The sequence below is a fragment of the Pseudogemmobacter sp. TB195 genome (genome assembly GCF_058313095.1).
Map to the genome: position 1 here is coordinate 81,056 of NZ_JBZEGG010000022.1, position 16,761 is coordinate 97,816.

Genomic DNA, 16,761 nt, shown 5'->3' on the forward strand with positions numbered 1-16,761 from the left:
CGGCGACAAAATGCGCAGGCCCCGCTAAGTTGAATAATGTTCATATTTCGTTCACGAATTGCAGTTGGCGCGGCGCAGTTTTTACCCTATCTCTCTTTCGCGTTTATCCCCTGAGTGTCGAGATGGCGGTGTGATGATGGCCGAGCATAAGTTTATCGAAGTGCGCGGCGCGCGCGAACATAATCTGAAGAACGTCGATCTTGATATTCCGCGCGATCAGTTCGTGGTGATCACCGGGCTGTCGGGCTCGGGTAAATCATCGCTGGCCTTTGACACGATCTATGCCGAAGGGCAGCGCCGCTATGTCGAGAGCCTCTCGGCCTATGCGCGCCAGTTCCTCGACATGGCCGGAAAGCCCGATGTTGACCATATCTCGGGTCTGAGCCCGGCGATCTCCATCGAACAGAAGACCACGTCGAAGAACCCGCGTTCGACGGTGGGGACGGTTACCGAAATTTACGACTACCTCCGTCTGTTGTTCGCGCGTGTCGGCGTGCCCTATTCCCCGGCGACCGGGCTGCCGATCACCGCGATGCAGGTGCAGGATATGGTCGATGCGGTGATGGCAATGCCGGAAGGCACTCGCGCCTATCTTCTGGCCCCCATCGTGCGCGACCGTAAGGGCGAATATAAAAAGGAATTCCTGGAACTTCGTAAACAGGGCTTCCAGCGGGTCAAGGTGAATGGCGAATTCCACGAGCTGGAAGAACCGCCGACACTCGACAAGAAATTCCGCCATAATATCGACGTGGTGGTCGACCGCATCGTGGTGCGCGAGGGGCTGGAGGTGCGGCTTGCCGACAGTTTCCGCACCGCGCTGAACCTCGCCGATGGCATAGCGGTCATCGAAATGGCCGACGAGGGCGCCGAGCGCAAAACCTATTCCGAGAAATTCGCCTGCCCGGTTTCCGGCTTTACCATTGCCGAGATTGAGCCGCGGCTGTTTTCCTTCAACGCGCCCTTCGGGGCCTGTCCCTCCTGCGACGGTCTCGGTGTCGAGCTGTTTTTTGACGAGCGTCTCGTTGTGCCCGATCAGGGCCTTTCGATCCTGCAGGGCGCGATAGCCCCCTGGGCGAAATCGAAATCAGCCTATTTTACCCAGACCGTCGATTGTCTGGCGAAGCATTACGGCTTTGACAAAAAGACCAAATGGCGCGACCTGCCGGAGCAGATCCGCCAGCTTTTCCTTTACGGATCAAAGGGGGAGGAGATTGACTTCACCTATGATGAGAATGGTCGCGTCTATAAGGTGCGCCGTCTTTTCGAAGGCATCATCCCCAATATGGAACGCCGCTACCGCGAGACCGACAGTTCCTGGTCGCGTGAGGAAATGGAGCGGTATCAGAATAATCGCCCCTGTTCTTCCTGCAATGGCTACCGGCTGAAACCCGAGGCGCTGGCAGTGAAGATCGCCGGGTTGCATATCGGCCAGGTGGTGCAGAAATCGATCCAGGAGGCGTTTGACTGGATCTCGACCGCGCATGAATCGCTGACCGGGCAGCAGAATGAAATCGCAAAGGCAATTCTGAAGGAAATCCGCGAACGTCTTGGATTCCTTGTGAATGTCGGGCTGAATTACCTGACGATGGCAAGGAATGCCGGCACGCTTTCCGGCGGCGAGAGCCAGCGGATCCGGCTCGCCTCACAGATCGGCTCGGGGCTGACGGGGGTGCTTTACGTGTTGGACGAGCCCTCGATCGGGCTGCATCAGCGCGACAATGACCGCTTGCTGACGACCCTGAAAGGGCTGCGCGATCAGGGCAATTCCGTGCTGGTGGTCGAACATGACGAGGATGCAATCCGCGAGGCGGATTATGTTTTCGACATCGGCCCGGGGGCTGGCGTCCATGGTGGCCAGATCATCGCGCGCGGCACTCCGGCCGAGATCGCGGCCAATCCCGACAGCCTGACCGGCCAGTATCTTTCGGGGCAGCGCGAGATTGCAGTGCCCAAGGAGCGTCGCAAGGGGAACGGGAAAAAGCTCACCGTTGTAAAGGCTTCCGGGAATAACCTCAAAGACGTGACCGCCGAATTCCCGCTGGGCGAGTTTGTCTGTGTCGCGGGGGTTTCGGGGGGCGGAAAATCGACCCTGACCATCGAGACACTCTACAAAACCGCTGCGATCAAGCTGAATGGCGCGCATGAGACACCGGCGCCCTGCGAGACGATCAAAGGGTTCGAGCATCTCGACAAGGTCATCGATATCGACCAGCGCCCCATTGGGCGAACGCCGCGGTCCAATCCGGCGACTTATACCGGCGCCTTTACCCATATTCGCGACTGGTTTTCCGGCCTGCCCGAGGCGAAAGCGCGCGGCTATGGGCCGGGGCGGTTCTCGTTCAACGTCAAAGGCGGGCGATGTGAGGCCTGTCAGGGCGACGGCGTCATCAAGATCGAGATGCATTTCCTCCCCGATGTCTATGTCACCTGCGAGACTTGCAAAGGGCAGCGCTACAATCGCGAGACGCTGGAAATCAAGTTCAAGACCAAAAGCATCGCCGATGTTCTTGATATGACCTGCGAAGATGCGCGCGATTTCTTCCAGGCTGTGCCTTCGATCCGGGAAAAGATGGATGCGCTTTGTGAGGTGGGCCTTGGCTATATCAAGGTCGGCCAGCAGGCGACGACGCTTTCCGGCGGCGAGGCGCAGCGGGTAAAGCTGTCGAAGGAACTCAGCCGTCGCGCGACGGGCCGCACACTCTATATCCTCGACGAGCCGACCACGGGCCTCCATTTCGAGGATGTGAGGAAGCTTCTCGAGGTGCTGCATTCTCTGGTTGATCAGGGGAATACCGTGGTGGTGATCGAGCATAATCTCGACGTCATCAAGACCGCCGACTGGGTCATTGATATCGGCCCCGAGGGCGGTGATGGCGGGGGGCAGATCGTTGCCAGTGGCACGCCCGAAGCGGTGGCCAAGGTCGCGGCCAGCCATACCGGGCGCTATCTGGGCCCGATGCTGAAGCCGCGGCGGGTGGCGGCAGAGTAAGCCGCCAGAAGCCTGTCAGCCGGGCCTGGATATCCCGGTGCGGTTCTTGCAGGCCTGGTTCAGCCGGGTCTGAGACATACGGGCCGCGCAGGTCGCTCTGTCGAACTGATCCTTCAGTCAGGATCATAGCGGAGTGGCCGCGCGCTTCCTGATCAGTTAGGGCGGATTCTGCCTCGTTTTAAGGCGAAAACTCTCCGATCGGCCGGCGCTGCATCGAGAATCAACCTTTCCTCTGCGGAAAATCACGGCGTCTGTAAGCACCTCTCTCGACGCCTGGCTGCTGCACTGTGCTGCCCTGGCCCGAAGACCGGCCCTCATTGCGGCGGAGTTCCTTTTCTCAGGCGCTTTTTCAGGCAGATTTCCTGCGCGCCCCGGTTGCATCGCTTTGGCGGTCGGGATCTTTTATTGCCCGTTGCATTGCGCTGCCGCATTTGCTTACGTCTGTGGCAAGAGAGCGGTTAATCCGCCGCAGAATTCGGCTGGCAATGCCAGCACTGAAGTCAGGGAGAACTGAGTGACGGTTGATCCGAAGAACGACGCTTTCGTCGCTTTCGAGCATGTTCAAAAAAGCTATGACGGTGTCTCGCTGGTCGTTAAGGATCTGAACCTCCATATCGCCAAGGGCGAATTTCTGACCATGCTCGGGCCATCGGGATCGGGTAAGACCACCTGCCTGATGATGCTGGCGGGGTTCGAGACGGCGACCCATGGCGAGATCCTTCTGGATGGCCGCCCGATCAATCAGGTGCCGCCGCATAAGCGCGGCATCGGGATGGTGTTCCAGAATTACGCGCTTTTCCCGCATATGACGGTGGGGGAGAACCTCTCCTTCCCGCTGGAAGTGCGCGGCATGGGTAAGGATGATCGCGAGACGCGGGTGAAACGCGCGCTGGATATGGTGCAGATGGGGGCCTTTATCGCGCGGCGCCCGGCGCAATTGTCAGGCGGGCAGCAGCAACGTATCGCGCTTGCGCGGGCATTGGTGTTCGACCCGAAACTGGTGCTGATGGACGAGCCGCTCGGCGCGCTCGACAAACAGCTGCGCGAGCATATGCAGTTTGAAATCAAGCGCCTGCACGAATCCCTCGGCATCACGGTCGTCTATGTGACCCATGACCAGGGCGAGGCATTGACCATGTCCGACCGGGTCGCGGTGTTCAATGATGGCCGCATCCAGCAGCTTGCCCCGCCCGCCGATCTGTATGAACGCCCCGAAAACAGTTTTGTCGCGCAGTTCATCGGCGAGAACAACAAGCTGCCGGGCACGATTGAAGAGATCGGCGGCGGCAAGGCACGGGTGCGGCTTTCGACCGGCGAGCTGATCGACGCGACGCCGGTGAATGTCAACGCCAGCGGTCAGAAGACGCTGGTCTCGATCCGGCCGGAACGGATCGAGTTCAAGCCCTCGCTGATGCCGCCAGGCGCGCTGACGCTGGATGCCGAAGTGCTGGAGGTCATCTATATGGGCGACATCCTGCGCACCCGGATGCGCGTCGCCGGGACCGACGATTTTGTGGTCAAATGCCGCAATACCCTGGATCAGACCCGGCTGAGCCCGGGCGAAAAGATCAAGGTTGGCTGGCATCCGCAGGATGCCCGCGCGCTTGACGCGGTCTGAGAACCGCCGCGTGTAAGCGCCCCCCGGTATACCGGGGCCTTGCCTCAGAGGCTGCGAAAACGGGCATAAGACCCGCGCGGCTCCGGGGTCACTGTTTTCCCCGCAAGGGGACCATTTTCAACACGGGAGACTGATAATGAAAAAACTGCTCGTCCTCTCCACCGCACTTGGCGGGTTCGCGCTGCCAGCACTGGCGCAGGAGGTCACGGTCATGGGCTGGGGCGGCGCCTATGCCAACAGCCAGATCGAAGCCTATTTCAAACCCTTCACCGAAAAGACCGGCATCAAGGTCAATTCAATCGATTCAGACAATCCGGCGATCCCGGTCAAGGCGCAGGTCGATGCGGGCAATGTGACCGTTGATGTCGCTGTGCTTGAAATTGCCGATGCCGTGCGTCTGTGCGACGAAGGCCAGCTGGTCCAGATCGATGGCGCCGATCTGCCTGATGGCGCCGATGGCACCAAGGCGATGGACGATTTCCTTCCCGGCACCGTGACCGAATGCATGGTTGCAGCTGATATTTTTGCGACCATCATCGGCTATGACACCACGAAATTCGCCGAAGGCGCCGGGCCGAAGACGATCGCCGATTTCTTCGATATCGAGAAATTCCCCGGCAAACGTGGCGTTCGCAAGAACCCTAAAGTCACGCTTGAAATGGCGCTGATGGCGGATGGTGTTCCGGCGGCCGAGGTCTATGCCGTGCTCGAGACCCCGGAAGGCGTCGATCGCGCCTTCGCAAAGCTCGATACGATCAAGAAAGATGCCGTGTTCTGGGATGCCGGCGCACAGCCGCCACAGCTTCTGGCGGATGGCGAGGTGGTGATGACCATGGCCTATAACGGCCGGATCTTCAACGCGGCCCATGGCGAGAACAAGCCCTTCGATATCGTCTGGGACGGCCAGGTCTATGAATGGGAAGGTTTCTCGATCCCGAAAGGCGCCCCCAATGAGGAGGCGGCCCTTGAGCTGATCAAATATGCGACCTCAAGCGAGGTTTCGGCGAAAGCGGCGTCTTATATCTCTTACGGCCCGCCCCGCAAATCGGCCGCAGCTTTCGTCGGCAATATCGATGGCACCGACAAGCCGATGCTGCCGAACCTGCCGACCGCGCCGCAAAACCTTGGCAATGCGCTGGCCTCGTCGCAGGATTTCTGGGTCGACCGCGATACCGAACTGGGCGAGCGCTATAACGCCTGGCTCGTGTCGAACTGAGCTGAAACGGGGGTGCGGGGGGCAAATCCTCCCGCACCGCCGCCATTTCCCTCCCTGTCGCCAGAGTGCTGTGATGACCTTTGCCCAACCGAGCCGGATCGCCGCTGCCCTGTTTCTTGGTCTCGGGCTTGTGCTCGCCATTCCGCCCGAGCTGCAGGCCAGAGATACCGGGGCAGAGACGGGTGCGAAATCGGGGGCGATGGCCTTTCTCACCGCCGACATCGCGATGAATGCCGCAATAGAGGCCGCACGTGCGAGCCTGCCATCAGTGTTGGCGACGGCTGCGAAATCCGATCTCTCCGATCACAGCTATATGGTGAAATGGGCGCATCCGGTTGATCTGGGTGATGCTGGCACCGAACACAGCTGGGTCGTGCTGACGGGTGTTCACGGTGGTCTTGTCGAAGGGACACTCGCCGCTCAGCCGCAGGGCTTTCACGGCAAGGCCGGCGATCCGGTGACTTTCCCCGCAAGCGAGATCTCAGACTGGATGCGGTTTCGGCCCGATGGGGTGATCGAAGGCGGCTATACGACCCGCGTGATGATCAGCCAGATGAGTGAGGAAGAACGCGCCTCTTATGATGTCGAATTCGCTGCACTGCCCGCCGCGCGCGCCGGTCTGAAAATCAGCGCCGGCAACTGACCGGCCTCGCCCGTGGACGACCCTACTCCGCGACGGGCCCTCTCGAGGACCGGACCATGACCGCCCGGCCCTGAGACGCGATCCGGGCCGGACAAACCAGAAGAATAAGCGTCCCTGCACATGCGGGGCAGAAGTTTCAGGACAGAATTATGGCAGAAACCACCATGGATCCCACCGCCGCCGGGCTGACGACAGCCGATGGCCGCCCGCTGAAGGTGGCGCTGGCCGCCGCACAGTCGCGGGCGAAACGGCGGGCCTTCCTGCTGGTCCTGCCGCTCTTGCTGTTCATCGTGATCACCTTCGCGCTGCCGATCGGGCAGATGCTCCAACGCTCCTTCTATCATGACGGGTTTTCCAAGGCCTCGCCCGCCCTCGGCGCCTGGTTCGCCGCCAATCCGGCCGGCACCGTACCCGATGAGGCAGCCTATGCCGCACTCGCCTCCGACCTGCTTTTTATGAAGGAAAGCCGGCTTGCAGGTGAGGCGGGCACGCGGATCAACTATTCCGTGCCCGGGACACGCTCGCTGATCACCTCGGCTGCGCGCGGGGCGGATGATCTGCAGCCGCCTTACCGCGAGGCCCTGCTGGAGCAGGACAGGAAATGGGGCGAGCCGCTTTTGTGGGTCGCGATGCGGGAGGCGGCATCGCCCTGGACCACCGACTTCTACCTCTCCGGCATCGATATGCAGCGCTCTGCGGATGGCGGTATCGAGCGCGTGGCCGAAGTGAACCGCGTCTATATCTGGCTCTATGTCCGGACCTTCCTGCTTTCGGCGGTGATCACCGGCATCTGCCTGCTGCTGGCTTTCCCGATTGCCCATATGCTGGCGACGCTGCCGATGGCGAAGGCCAATCTGCTGATGATCCTCGTGCTGCTGCCGTTCTGGACCTCGCTTCTGGTGCGGACGACGTCCTGGATTGTGTTGTTGCAGGGCCAGGGGGTGATCAACTCCCTGCTGGTCACGATGGGGGTGATCGATGACAGCGGGCGGCTCGCGCTGATCTATAACCAGACCGGTACGATCATCGTGATGGTGCATATCCTGCTGCCCTTCATGGTGCTGCCGCTTTATTCGGTGATGCGGGTGATCCCGCCAAGCTATGCCCGCGCGGCGCGCTCGCTTGGCGCCACCTCCTGGACCACCTTCCGCCGGATCTATCTGCCGCAGACCCTGCCGGGGATCGGCGCAGGGGTTCTGCTCGTCTTCATTCTGGCGGTCGGCTATTACATCACGCCCGCGCTTGTGGGCGGCGCCGATGGCCAGCTCTTCTCAAACCAGATCCAGTTCCATATGACCAAATCGAACTGGAGCCAGGCCGCTGCCCTCGCCGCGATGCTGCTCGCAGGGGTGCTGGTCCTTTACTGGCTCTATGACCGCCTGATCGGCATCGACAAGCTCAAGCTCGGCTGACGTCAATCCGATGAAAGGGGCAAAAGCCCGGTCCCTTTCATCTGTCCTTAAATATCCTCTGGTGGTCCGGGGGGCGAAGCGCCCACGGCGTCTTTCTCCCCGCGGCAGCCAGATAAGACACCACCTGTCAGGAGACAGCCATGGCCCTTCCGACCTATGCCGACCCGCTCGAGCGCGCCTGGTATTACGCCTATATCGTGATCTGCACGCTGATCTTCATCTTCCTGATCGCGCCAATCCTTGTCATCATGCCGCTCTCTTTCAACGCAGAGCCCTATTTCACCTTTACCTCAAAGATGCTGAGCTTCGATCCGGAGGGCTATTCCCTGCGCTGGTATGACGAGCTGGTGGTCAAGGGGATGCAAACGACCGGCGCCACCGGCGCGGCCTGGTGGTCGGATATGTGGCAGAACTCGGTCTGGGTGAAAGCGGCGAAAAACTCGGTGATCATCGGCTTCTGGGCGACGATTCTCTCAACGGTGCTGGGCACGCTCGCAGCCCTTGGCCTGTCGCGCCCCGAGATGCCATATCGCCGGCTGATCATGGCGGTGCTGATCTCGCCGATGATTGTGCCGATCATCATCGTGGCGACGGGGATGTTCTTTTTCTATTCGAACCCCTGTTCGGTCATCGGCGTGACCTGTGGCACCGAGGACCAGCCCTGGCGGCTGACTTCGACCTATACCGGTGTGATCCTCGCCCATGCAGCGCTTGGCATTCCCTTTGTAATCATCACAGTGACGGCTACCCTGTCGGGTTTTGACCAGTCGCTGATCCGTGCAGCCGCAAGCCTTGGCGCCAACCCGCGCACGACATTTTTCAAGGTGATCATGCCGCTGATCCTGCCCGGCGTCATCTCGGGCGCTCTGTTCGCCTTCGTCACGTCTTTCGACGAGGTGGTGGCTGTCCTGCTGGTCGCTGGTCCGGAACAACAGACCATTCCCCGCCAGATGTGGAATGGCATCCGCGAAGCGATCTCGCCCGCGATCCTTGCCGTGGCAACGATTCTCGTTGTGATTTCCATCGCGTTGCTGACCACGATCGAAATACTGCGCCGCCGCTCGGATGCGATGCGCGGTGTCACGGGACGCTGAAAGCGTCGACGATTTCTTGAGAAAGAAATCGGGCCGGAGTTTTCCTTAAAACTCCGGCTCACCGCGTCAGGGCAGGATTTGCAACCAGATCCAGACCGAGAGGATCGAGAAAGCGGTACCAAACAGCACCGCCGAGGCATTCACCCGCTTGGCCACGCCATACATATGCGCGAACAGATAGGCATTGGCGCCAGGCGCCATGGCTGCCGTCAGGATCACCGAGCGCAAAGCCGCATCGCTGATCCCGAAGATTCCGCGCCCGACCCCCCAGGCGATGGCCGGATGGATCACCAGTGACGTGAAGCAAATCCACACAATCGTCCAGCGATCCCCCTCGGGGCGGTAGCGAAACAAGACGCCCCCCAACCCAAACAGCGCCGCCGGCAGCGCGGCCAGTGCCAGCATATCCACCGCCGACCAGACCGGACCGGGCAGGGCGACCCCGCTCAGATTGACCGCAAAGCCAAAGATGATCCCCAGCACCAGCGGCTGATGCAGGATCGCGCCCGCGATCTGGCGTGACAGTCGAAATGCCGAGAGGCCCTGTCCGCGTGAACGCGCCCATTCCATCAGCGAGATGCCGAGCCCGTAGAACAGCGGCGAATGCACCGAGATGATCGCGAAATTCCCCGCCAGCGCTGCGGTCCCATAGGCGCGTTCGGTGATCGGCAGGCCCAGAAGCAATGAGTTCGAGAACATCCCCGCAAAGCCGATGGCGATGGAATCGGTCAGCGGCCGGTGGAACAGCCACAGCGCTCCGGCAAAGCAGATCGCAAAGCCCGAAAAGGCGCCGATATAGAAAGAGAGCATCATCCCCGGATCGTAGGCGAGCGACAGATCCAGCCCGGCCACGCCCCGAAACAGCACACAGGGCAGCGCGTAGCTCTGGGCGAATTTCATCAGCCCGTCGACATGGCTCTCGCTGAACTTGCCCGTTCTTGCCGCCAGCCAGCCGAATCCGATGACAATGAAGACCGGCAGGATAACGTCTAACAGCGCGGACATGGCAGCTACTCTTGCAGGGCCTCAGCCCGGGATGTCGTATTCTATGACCATGCCGTCAAAGGCGGGGCGGATATGCCGGGGCAATTCGCCGCACAGCGTGTCATAATCCAGATCGAGATGCATATTGGTCAGAACGGCCCGCTTCGGCGCCGCACGGGAAATCCAGTCCAGCGTCATCGCCAGATGGGCATGGGTCGGATGTGGCTTCCTGCGCAGCGCATCAACCACCCAGCAGTCGAGGCCCTGCAAATGCTGCCATGCTGCATCGGGCAGGGCGACGGCATCGGGCAGATAGGCGAGCGGACCGATCCGGAAACCGAGTGCGTCAATCGTGCCATGCTCTGCCAGGAAGGGGATGAATTCGATTGCGCCGCCGGCGCCTTCGATCACCACCGCGTCCTCGATCGTGTTCATCTCGAGGATGGGCGGATAGCTGCTGCCGGCGGCCTGGATGAAAGCATAGGCAAAGCGCGAAAACAGTGCCTCCTGGGTCGGGCCATCGGCCCAGACCGGCAGCCGGCGCTGCATGTTCAGAACGATCTGGCGCAGATCATCCAGCCCATGGACATGATCGGCATGGGAATGAGTGTAGATCACCGCATCCAGCGTGCCGATGCCGGCATCGAGCAACTGATCACGCATATCCGGGCCGGTATCGATCAGCACACGGGTGGTGCCCCCGGCACTGATCCGTTCGACCAGCATCGAACAGCGGCGGCGCCGGTTTTTCGGATTGGAAGGATCGCAATCGCCCCAGTTATTGCCGATCCGCGGCACGCCACCGGAAGAGCCGCAGCCGAGAATGGTAAAGCGCAGGAGGCTCATGGCTGGCCTCCGGTCGCCGACGGGGCGCTGGCTGGCGACGGGACCCCGGCGGGGGGCTGGCCGTCGCCCGGCAAAGCCCCGAACGCGGCAGCCCGGGGAAACAGCCGGTCGAAATTCGCGCTGGTGGCGCGGGCGAATTCGGCCTCGCTTAGCCCGAAAAGACCCGCGCCCACACGGGCGGTATAGGCGACATAGGCCGGCTCGTTGCGCTTGCCGCGATAGGGCGGCGGCGCGAGATAGGGGCTGTCGGTCTCGACCAGCACGCGGTCAATCGGCGCGCGGGCGAAGATATCGCGGATCTCCTGGCTTTTCGGGAAAGCGGCGATCCCCGACATTGAGAGGTAAAAGCCCAGATCCAGCGCCACTTCCGCCAGCCTTGCGCCGGAGGTGTAGCAATGCATCACGCAGCTGAAGGGCGCGGTCTTCATACCATCTGTCAGCAGACGCTCCATATCCTCATCGGCATCGCGGGAATGGATTACCAGCGGCAGGCGAGAGAGCTGCGCGGCCTCGATATGGACCTGGAGCGAGGCGAGCTGCGCGTCGCGGGTCTCGGGCGTATAGTGGAAATCGAGCCCGGTTTCGCCAAGGGCCACGAATTTGGGATGCTGGCTCAGCGCGATCAGCTCCGGCGCGGTGATTGCCGGTTCCTCGGTCACATGCAGCGGGTGGACGCCATAGGTGTAGAAGACGCCGGGATGGGCCTCGGCCAGGCTCTGGCACAAGGGCAGCCGCGCGATCCTGGTGCAGATCGTCACCATCCGCGTGACACCGGCTGCGGCCGCACGGGCGATCAGCTCATCAGTCTGCCCTTCGAAATCCGGGAAATCGAGATGGCAATGGCTGTCAACCAGCAGCGGCAGAGAGGGCATATCGGCGGGCGTATCGTGGCGTGTTTCGGAGTGCGTTTTGGGGGGCATCGTATTCCGGTCTCGGTTCTGGCCGGCATGTCAGCCGGAGGCGAGGCTTCCCGCCATGGCGTCGATCCTCAGGAGGATATCCATGAGAAGCGCGGCAGGGTCAAGGTTGACCGACTTGCCGCGCCGGGCGCGCAGCGTCAGGCTTTGCGCAAGTTCGGCCCAGGGGCGGGCGGCGGCGGTTCCGGGCGCGAGCCGGGCAAAGAGCGCCGCTTCGCCCGGCGCGGCCTCGGGCGGGGTTTCGCGTTTGGCGGCAGCGCGGGCGAGGCGCGAGAGGAAAAGCTCGATCTGGGTCAGGACGAGGTCGAACCGGTCAGCCTGGCCCCGGGCCCCGGCGGCCTCGCTCAGCGCAAGCGCGCGCGGGCGGTCAAGGCGCGGCAGGGTGGAAAACAGCGTCACCAGCGCGGCATAGGTTTCGAGCCCTTCGAGATTGGTCAGGCGAAAGGCCTCGCCCGCCGAGCCGCCAGCGAGTTCGCTCAGGGCCGCGATCTCATGCGGCTGGGCCACGCCGCCGGCCTGGGTCAGCGCATCGGAAAGCGCATCCGGGGCCAGCGGTGTCAGGCGCAGCTCGCGGCAGCGCGAACGGATCGTCGGCAAAAGTCGCGCCGGCTGATGCGAGACCATGAGGAAAGTGGTGCCAGGTGGCGGCTCTTCAAGCAGTTTCAGAAGCGCATTGGCGGCATTGGGGTTCATCTCGTCGACGCTGTCGACAATGGCGACGCGGCGACCGCCATCGGCTGCGGAGAGGGCGAAAAAGCTCTTCATCCGCCGGACCTCATCGACGGTGATCACCTGCGAGATGGCATTGCGTTTGTCATTCGGGGCGCGACGCAAGAGGAAAAGCCGCGGCTCGGCCAAAGCGCGCATCCGCCGCGCGACCGGACTTTCGGGATCGGTGTCGAGCGAGGTGGGCGGTTCCGGCGCGCCGAAAAGGCCGCCATCCGTGCCGGGATCCGGGGTGGTCAGAAGGAAACGGGCGATCTTCCAGGCTAGAGTGGCCTTGCCGACGCCTTTGGGGCCGGTGAGCATCCAGGCGTGATGCAGCCGGCCATGGTTCCAGGCATCAAGGAAACCGGCCTCGGCGGCCTGCTGGCCAAACACCGCAGCAGTCTCGCGCGGATGGGGCGCACCTTCGGTGCGGTCGGGTTCCGGAAGATCAGGATCGTCAGCCATGGGCTTTCATTGCATGTCGGGGAGCCTGGGGAAAGGGGCTGCGGGCAGGCGCAGTGCCCCTGCTTTGCGCGGGCCAATCCGTACAAAGCCCTTCCGGAGGATGTCGGTCAGGAGGAAGGGGGCAGTTCCGGCGCCACGGTCTCGCGGATGCGCGCGGCGATCTGGTCGGGCGAGGCATCGCCGCTGATCACCCGGAACCGGCCCGGATGGGCATCGGCGAGGGCGAGAAAGCCGTTGCGGGCGGCGGTCTGGAAGGCGAGGCCCATATCCTCGAACCGCATCTCATGGCCCTGGCGGGCAGTAGCACGGGCGAGGCCGGTCTCGGGCGCAAGATCGATGAGCACGGTGAGATCGGGCTCGATCCCGATCATCAGGTCATGGAGCCGGTCGACGGTTGCCGTCAGATCACCCCGGGTCAGGCCCTGGAAGATGCGGGTGCTGTCGGCAAACCGGTCGCAGATCACCACCTCGCCGCGCGCAAGCGCCGGGCGGATGGTCTTCTCTACATGGTCACGGCGGGCGGCGGTGAAGAGGAGGATCTCGGTCTCGGCCGACCAGCGGTCGGTGGCGCCCTCAAGCACGAGGCGGCGGATTTCTTCGGCCCCAGGCGAGCCACCGGGTTCGCGGGTCAGGGTGACCGTGCGGCCCTCGGCACGCAGGCTCTCGGCGAGGCGCCGGGCCTGGGTGCTTTTGCCGGATCCGTCGATCCCTTCAAAGGAGAGGAACAGTCCCGTCAAATCGGCCTCAGCTGGCCGGAGCGGGCGCGGGCGGAGGCGCGACATATGTGTTCCACAGGATGCCCGAGGTGACCGTCAGCCGCCGCACAAAACCGGCTTTCGCGACCGGTGCCTCAGCCACCAGCGGCACGCGGTGATCGGGCAGGCCGGGGACGCGGATGATAAGTTCGGCAAGTTCGGTGCCGGCTTCGACCGGGGCGGGGATCGGCCCGTTATAGACCACAGAGGCGTTGATATTTGTCTGGCCCATGGTCGGCACCAGCAGCGTCAGATCCTTTGCCGGGGTCAGCCCGACGGTCGCGGCCTCGCCCATGAAGACCTCGGCCTCGGCAACCCGGCTGCCCTGTTTCACCACGGTTTTCGCGGCGAACTGGCGGAAGGCCCAGTTGACGATGGCCTCGGATTCCTGGGCGCGTGCCGCATCGGTTTCGAGCCCGGTGATCACAAAGACCACGCGGCGCCCGTCATCATGGACCGCCGAGCCGACAAGGCCAAAGCCCGCCTCCTGGGTGTGACCGGTCTTCAGCCCGTCGGCCTTCCAGTCGCCGCCCTTGATCCTCAGCAGCGGATTGCGGTTCTCGCTGTTTGAGGGCACGCGGTCTTTATAGACAAAGCCCGTCATGCCAAACATCGGATAATATTCGGGAAATTCCTCGATCAATCGCACCGCGAGGATGCCCAGATCCTGCACGCTCATCCGCTGGCCCGGGTCCGGCCAGCCCGAGGAATTGGCGAAATGCGACTGCGCCATGCCCAGCTCGCGCGCGCGCTCGGTCATCAGGCGGGAGAAATTCTCCTCGGATCCCGCCATGCCTTCGGCCACAACCACACAGGCATCATTGCCGGAATTGATGATGATCCCGTGCAGGAGGTCTTCGATACTGGGCCGGTCGTCAGGTTTGACGAACATTTTCGACCCGCCCATCTTCCAGGCCTTTTCCGAGACCGGGAAAGTGTCGGTCATCTGCATCCGGCCAGATTTCAGCGCTTCGAACACCATATTGATGGTCATCAGCTTTGACATCGAGGCCGGCGGCAGCGGCTCGGACGCATGCTTGTCCAGCAGGACCGTATGCGTCGTCACGTCATATACCCAGGCGGCACGCGCCTGGGTCTCAAAGGCCTGAGCCGGCACCAGGGTGGTCGCAAGCGCCGCCATGGCGTATTTGAGCGAAGAGAAAAGCCGTCTCAGGGACATATCTGTATCCTATTTCAGCATATAGGCATCGGCAAAGCCGGCGGTTTTGATTTTCTTCAGCGTGGCGGCATCGCCTTTTGTGAAGACCGACCAGTAATCCTTGCCCTGCGAGCTTTCCTTGCGAACCTGGGCGGTGACGCCGGCCTTTGCAAGCTGACCCTGGGCGCGGGTGGCATTGGCCTCTAGCGAGAAGAAGCCGATCTGGATCGACCGGCCTTTGGCGGCGGCCAGCGCGGGGGCAGGGGATGTTGCCGGTTCTGCCGGTTTTGCGGCGGCCGCACCCGCGGCGCTCGCCGCCGCTGCCGGGGCGGCACCTGCTGCGGCAGTGGTTTCTGCGGCTGCAAGCCTGGCTTCGGCCTGTTTCGCGGCCTCTTCCGCCTCGCGTTTCAACTGGCTTTTGGTCTTTTTCTTGCCGGGCTGCGCGGGGGCTGCCACCGCAGCTGTGGTCGCCACCGTTGCGCCGGTGGCGGGCAGGGCGGTCGAGGTGACGCCTCCCCCATCCAGCGGACCCGTCGTGACCGGAGCTGCCGCAACAGCGAGGCTTTCATTGCTGTCGAGCACCGGCTGACCGGGCGCTGTCTGCGGCGCCTCTTCGCGGCGCAGCGCCGTCACCGAAAGCTTTGCCGGTTGCCCGGCCAGGAGCCCGAGCGCATCAGCCGCATCTGATGAGATCTGCAGTTTCGGCCCCGGATTGTCCGCCTCGCGCTTGAAAAGCGCGCCGATGACGAATTTTCCATTGGCCTGATTGCGCATGATCACCCGCTCGGGGTCGGTCACATTCGGCGAAGCGACCCAGACACCACCCAGGGATGGCCGCCCGTCCCAGAGTGCCTCCTCGGTGACCTGGAAGACCTGAGGGGCTTCGACATCGCGTTCGACGATCGTGGTTGAGCGTTTCGGTTTCGCGGCATTCGTCGCGGTTGCTGTCGCAGTGCTGCTGCCGGGCGATGATGTGAAGGGTCCGGTTCCGGGCTCGCAGGCCGCAAGCGCCAGCAAGGCACCAGTGGCAAGCAAGGCGTTGCGCAGTCGCCCCATCGCGGCCAGAGCGCTATTTGCCGGGGCACCGGACAGGTGGCCTGCGCCATGCAGGGCCGGAAAACCGACGGGAGCCTTCAACTCCGGATCGGCTGGCTGTTCAGATCTGCTCATGTCCGCCCTCATTCGCGCCATACGCGGTCTCGAATGCCGCGCTTTTAAATTGTTTTTCAGGCGTTCACAAAAAAACCGGGCACCACCCTGCGGGGATCCCTCATCCCGCATTCGGAACGGGCCGGTCGTATCGCCGGCCGCCCCGCTTGCGGGAATGTCTGTCTGCTTTGCCTGTCTGCTCTTTTGCTCGTCAGTATACCCAGAGCCCCCCAGTATGGAAAGAGCCGAGGCGGCCCCGCCTTTCACGATTGGCGGAGATTGGCATGGTGATGGATTTTCTGAGTTTTGTGTATAAAATACAGATGCTTACATGGTATCTCAGATGCGGATATTCTGACACTGTCCTGCCGGCTCTGCTTATCCGCGAGTGATGGCTGCACCTTCAGGCCATAGCTGCCCGCCCCGGCGATGCACCAGGGGGGCGCGCCTTAAGGCAAAAGGCCGGAGGCAGAGTTCACATTATCAGCTTGGAAATTGTTTCATCAGTCAGTAAGCAAGACCTGCGTGACCGGGCGGGCAACCGTCGCGTCGGGGTGAAAACCCCGGAAGCGCGCCTGCGGATGAGTGGCCGAGTGGTTTAAGGCACTGGTCTTGAAAACCAGCGAGGGGCAACCCTCCGTGGGTTCGAATCCCACCTCATCCGCCATTATACCCCTACAGCGTTGAATTTGCTCAGACCCCTTGTTCTATAAGAGTTTCAGCTACAAACTGGACCTGCTCCGGTTCTGTTCCGGTGAGATGCTCATGTTAGGCGGCCCATTGTTCGAAGGCCACGGGTGATTTCC

The 16,761-nt window shown here is 62.4% G+C and carries 13 protein-coding genes and 1 tRNA gene; 7 read left to right on the top strand and 7 right to left on the bottom strand.

Annotated features, from left to right (window positions below):
* The first annotated feature begins 136 nt into the window (after positions 1–136).
* The 6 genes from uvrA (at position 137) to AC4FS3_RS20615 (ending at position 8,972) form a co-directional block, all read left to right on the top strand.
* Entirely contained in the window at positions 137–2,989 is a 2,853-nt protein-coding gene (uvrA, locus tag AC4FS3_RS20590; protein ID WP_491022091.1) for an excinuclease ABC subunit UvrA, read from the top strand.
* Positions 2,990–3,503: 514 nt separating this feature from the next.
* Positions 3,504–4,607: an ABC transporter ATP-binding protein gene (locus AC4FS3_RS20595; RefSeq protein ID WP_491022092.1), complete on the top strand. Its 1,104-nt coding sequence runs from the start codon at positions 3,504–3,506 to the stop codon at positions 4,605–4,607.
* A 136-nt stretch (positions 4,608–4,743) separates the two neighbouring features.
* Positions 4,744–5,823: an ABC transporter substrate-binding protein gene (locus AC4FS3_RS20600; RefSeq protein WP_491022093.1), complete on the top strand. Its 1,080-nt coding sequence runs from the start codon at positions 4,744–4,746 to the stop codon at positions 5,821–5,823.
* A gap of 73 nt (positions 5,824–5,896) precedes the next feature.
* Positions 5,897–6,466: a DUF2314 domain-containing protein gene (locus AC4FS3_RS20605; protein WP_491022094.1), complete on the top strand. Its 570-nt coding sequence runs from the start codon at positions 5,897–5,899 to the stop codon at positions 6,464–6,466.
* Positions 6,467–6,615: 149 nt separating this feature from the next.
* Positions 6,616–7,878 carry an ABC transporter permease gene (locus AC4FS3_RS20610; protein ID WP_283178051.1) on the top strand — a complete coding sequence of 421 codons (1,263 nt, stop codon included), beginning with the start codon at positions 6,616–6,618 and terminating at the stop codon, positions 7,876–7,878.
* A gap of 140 nt (positions 7,879–8,018) precedes the next feature.
* The gene (locus AC4FS3_RS20615; RefSeq protein ID WP_491022095.1) at positions 8,019–8,972 is read left to right on the top strand and encodes an ABC transporter permease; all 954 of its coding nucleotides are present in this window, start codon (positions 8,019–8,021) and stop codon (positions 8,970–8,972) included.
* A gap of 66 nt (positions 8,973–9,038) precedes the next feature.
* Here the strand turns inward: AC4FS3_RS20615 and AC4FS3_RS20620 are convergent, their stop codons facing one another.
* The 7 genes from AC4FS3_RS20620 to AC4FS3_RS20650 all read right to left on the bottom strand — a co-directional run bounded on the left by AC4FS3_RS20620 (position 9,039) and on the right by AC4FS3_RS20650 (position 15,976).
* Entirely contained in the window at positions 9,039–9,977 is a 939-nt protein-coding gene (locus tag AC4FS3_RS20620) for an AEC family transporter (RefSeq protein WP_491022096.1), read from the bottom strand.
* A 21-nt stretch (positions 9,978–9,998) separates the two neighbouring features.
* A complete protein-coding gene (locus AC4FS3_RS20625; protein ID WP_491022097.1) occupies positions 9,999–10,802 on the bottom strand; it encodes an MBL fold metallo-hydrolase in 804 nt (267 codons plus the stop codon).
* Positions 10,799–11,674 carry a TatD family hydrolase gene (locus AC4FS3_RS20630; RefSeq protein WP_491022105.1) on the bottom strand — a complete coding sequence of 292 codons (876 nt, stop codon included), beginning with the start codon at positions 11,672–11,674 and terminating at the stop codon, positions 10,799–10,801. Before AC4FS3_RS20630 ends, AC4FS3_RS20625 begins: the two co-directional genes overlap by 4 nt.
* A gap of 78 nt (positions 11,675–11,752) precedes the next feature.
* Complete coding sequence (locus tag AC4FS3_RS20635) at positions 11,753–12,892, bottom strand: DNA polymerase III subunit delta' (RefSeq protein ID WP_491022098.1); 1,140 nt, start codon at positions 12,890–12,892, stop codon at positions 11,753–11,755.
* 107 nt (positions 12,893–12,999) lie between these two features.
* On the bottom strand, positions 13,000–13,674 hold the full coding sequence (tmk, locus tag AC4FS3_RS20640; RefSeq protein WP_491022099.1) for a dTMP kinase: 675 nt from the start codon (positions 13,672–13,674) through the stop codon (positions 13,000–13,002).
* The gene (locus tag AC4FS3_RS20645; protein WP_491022100.1) at positions 13,637–14,827 is read right to left on the bottom strand and encodes a D-alanyl-D-alanine carboxypeptidase family protein; all 1,191 of its coding nucleotides are present in this window, start codon (positions 14,825–14,827) and stop codon (positions 13,637–13,639) included. The genes tmk and AC4FS3_RS20645 overlap by 38 nt, the downstream gene beginning before the upstream one ends.
* Positions 14,828–14,836: 9 nt before the next feature.
* On the bottom strand, positions 14,837–15,976 hold the full coding sequence (locus AC4FS3_RS20650) for an SPOR domain-containing protein (RefSeq protein ID WP_491022101.1): 1,140 nt from the start codon (positions 15,974–15,976) through the stop codon (positions 14,837–14,839).
* Positions 15,977–16,534: 558 nt separating this feature from the next.
* Here AC4FS3_RS20650 and AC4FS3_RS20655 point away from each other — a divergent pair.
* Positions 16,535–16,622: transfer RNA gene (locus AC4FS3_RS20655), tRNA-Ser, on the top strand.
* Positions 16,623–16,761 lie beyond the last annotated feature (139 nt).

What these genes read in the sequence shown, in the direction of transcription:
- uvrA (WP_491022091.1), top strand. Translation starts at nt 137, where the DNA reads ATGGCCGAGCATAAGTTTATCGAAGTGCGCGGCGCGCGCGAACATAAT.
- AC4FS3_RS20600 (WP_491022093.1), top strand. Translation starts at nt 4,744, where the DNA reads ATGAAAAAACTGCTCGTCCTCTCCACCGCACTTGGCGGGTTCGCGCTG.
- AC4FS3_RS20605 (WP_491022094.1), top strand. Translation starts at nt 5,897, where the DNA reads ATGACCTTTGCCCAACCGAGCCGGATCGCCGCTGCCCTGTTTCTTGGT.
- AC4FS3_RS20610 (WP_283178051.1), top strand. Translation starts at nt 6,616, where the DNA reads ATGGCAGAAACCACCATGGATCCCACCGCCGCCGGGCTGACGACAGCC.
- AC4FS3_RS20615 (WP_491022095.1), top strand. Translation starts at nt 8,019, where the DNA reads ATGGCCCTTCCGACCTATGCCGACCCGCTCGAGCGCGCCTGGTATTAC.
- AC4FS3_RS20620 (WP_491022096.1), bottom strand. Translation starts at nt 9,977, where the DNA reads ATGTCCGCGCTGTTAGACGTTATCCTGCCGGTCTTCATTGTCATCGGA.
- AC4FS3_RS20625 (WP_491022097.1), bottom strand. Translation starts at nt 10,802, where the DNA reads ATGAGCCTCCTGCGCTTTACCATTCTCGGCTGCGGCTCTTCCGGTGGC.
- AC4FS3_RS20630 (WP_491022105.1), bottom strand. Translation starts at nt 11,674, where the DNA reads ATGCCCTCTCTGCCGCTGCTGGTTGACAGCCATTGCCATCTCGATTTC.
- AC4FS3_RS20635 (WP_491022098.1), bottom strand. Translation starts at nt 12,892, where the DNA reads ATGGCTGACGATCCTGATCTTCCGGAACCCGACCGCACCGAAGGTGCG.
- tmk (WP_491022099.1), bottom strand. Translation starts at nt 13,674, where the DNA reads ATGTCGCGCCTCCGCCCGCGCCCGCTCCGGCCAGCTGAGGCCGATTTG.
- AC4FS3_RS20645 (WP_491022100.1), bottom strand. Translation starts at nt 14,827, where the DNA reads ATGTCCCTGAGACGGCTTTTCTCTTCGCTCAAATACGCCATGGCGGCG.
- AC4FS3_RS20650 (WP_491022101.1), bottom strand. Translation starts at nt 15,976, where the DNA reads ATGAGCAGATCTGAACAGCCAGCCGATCCGGAGTTGAAGGCTCCCGTC.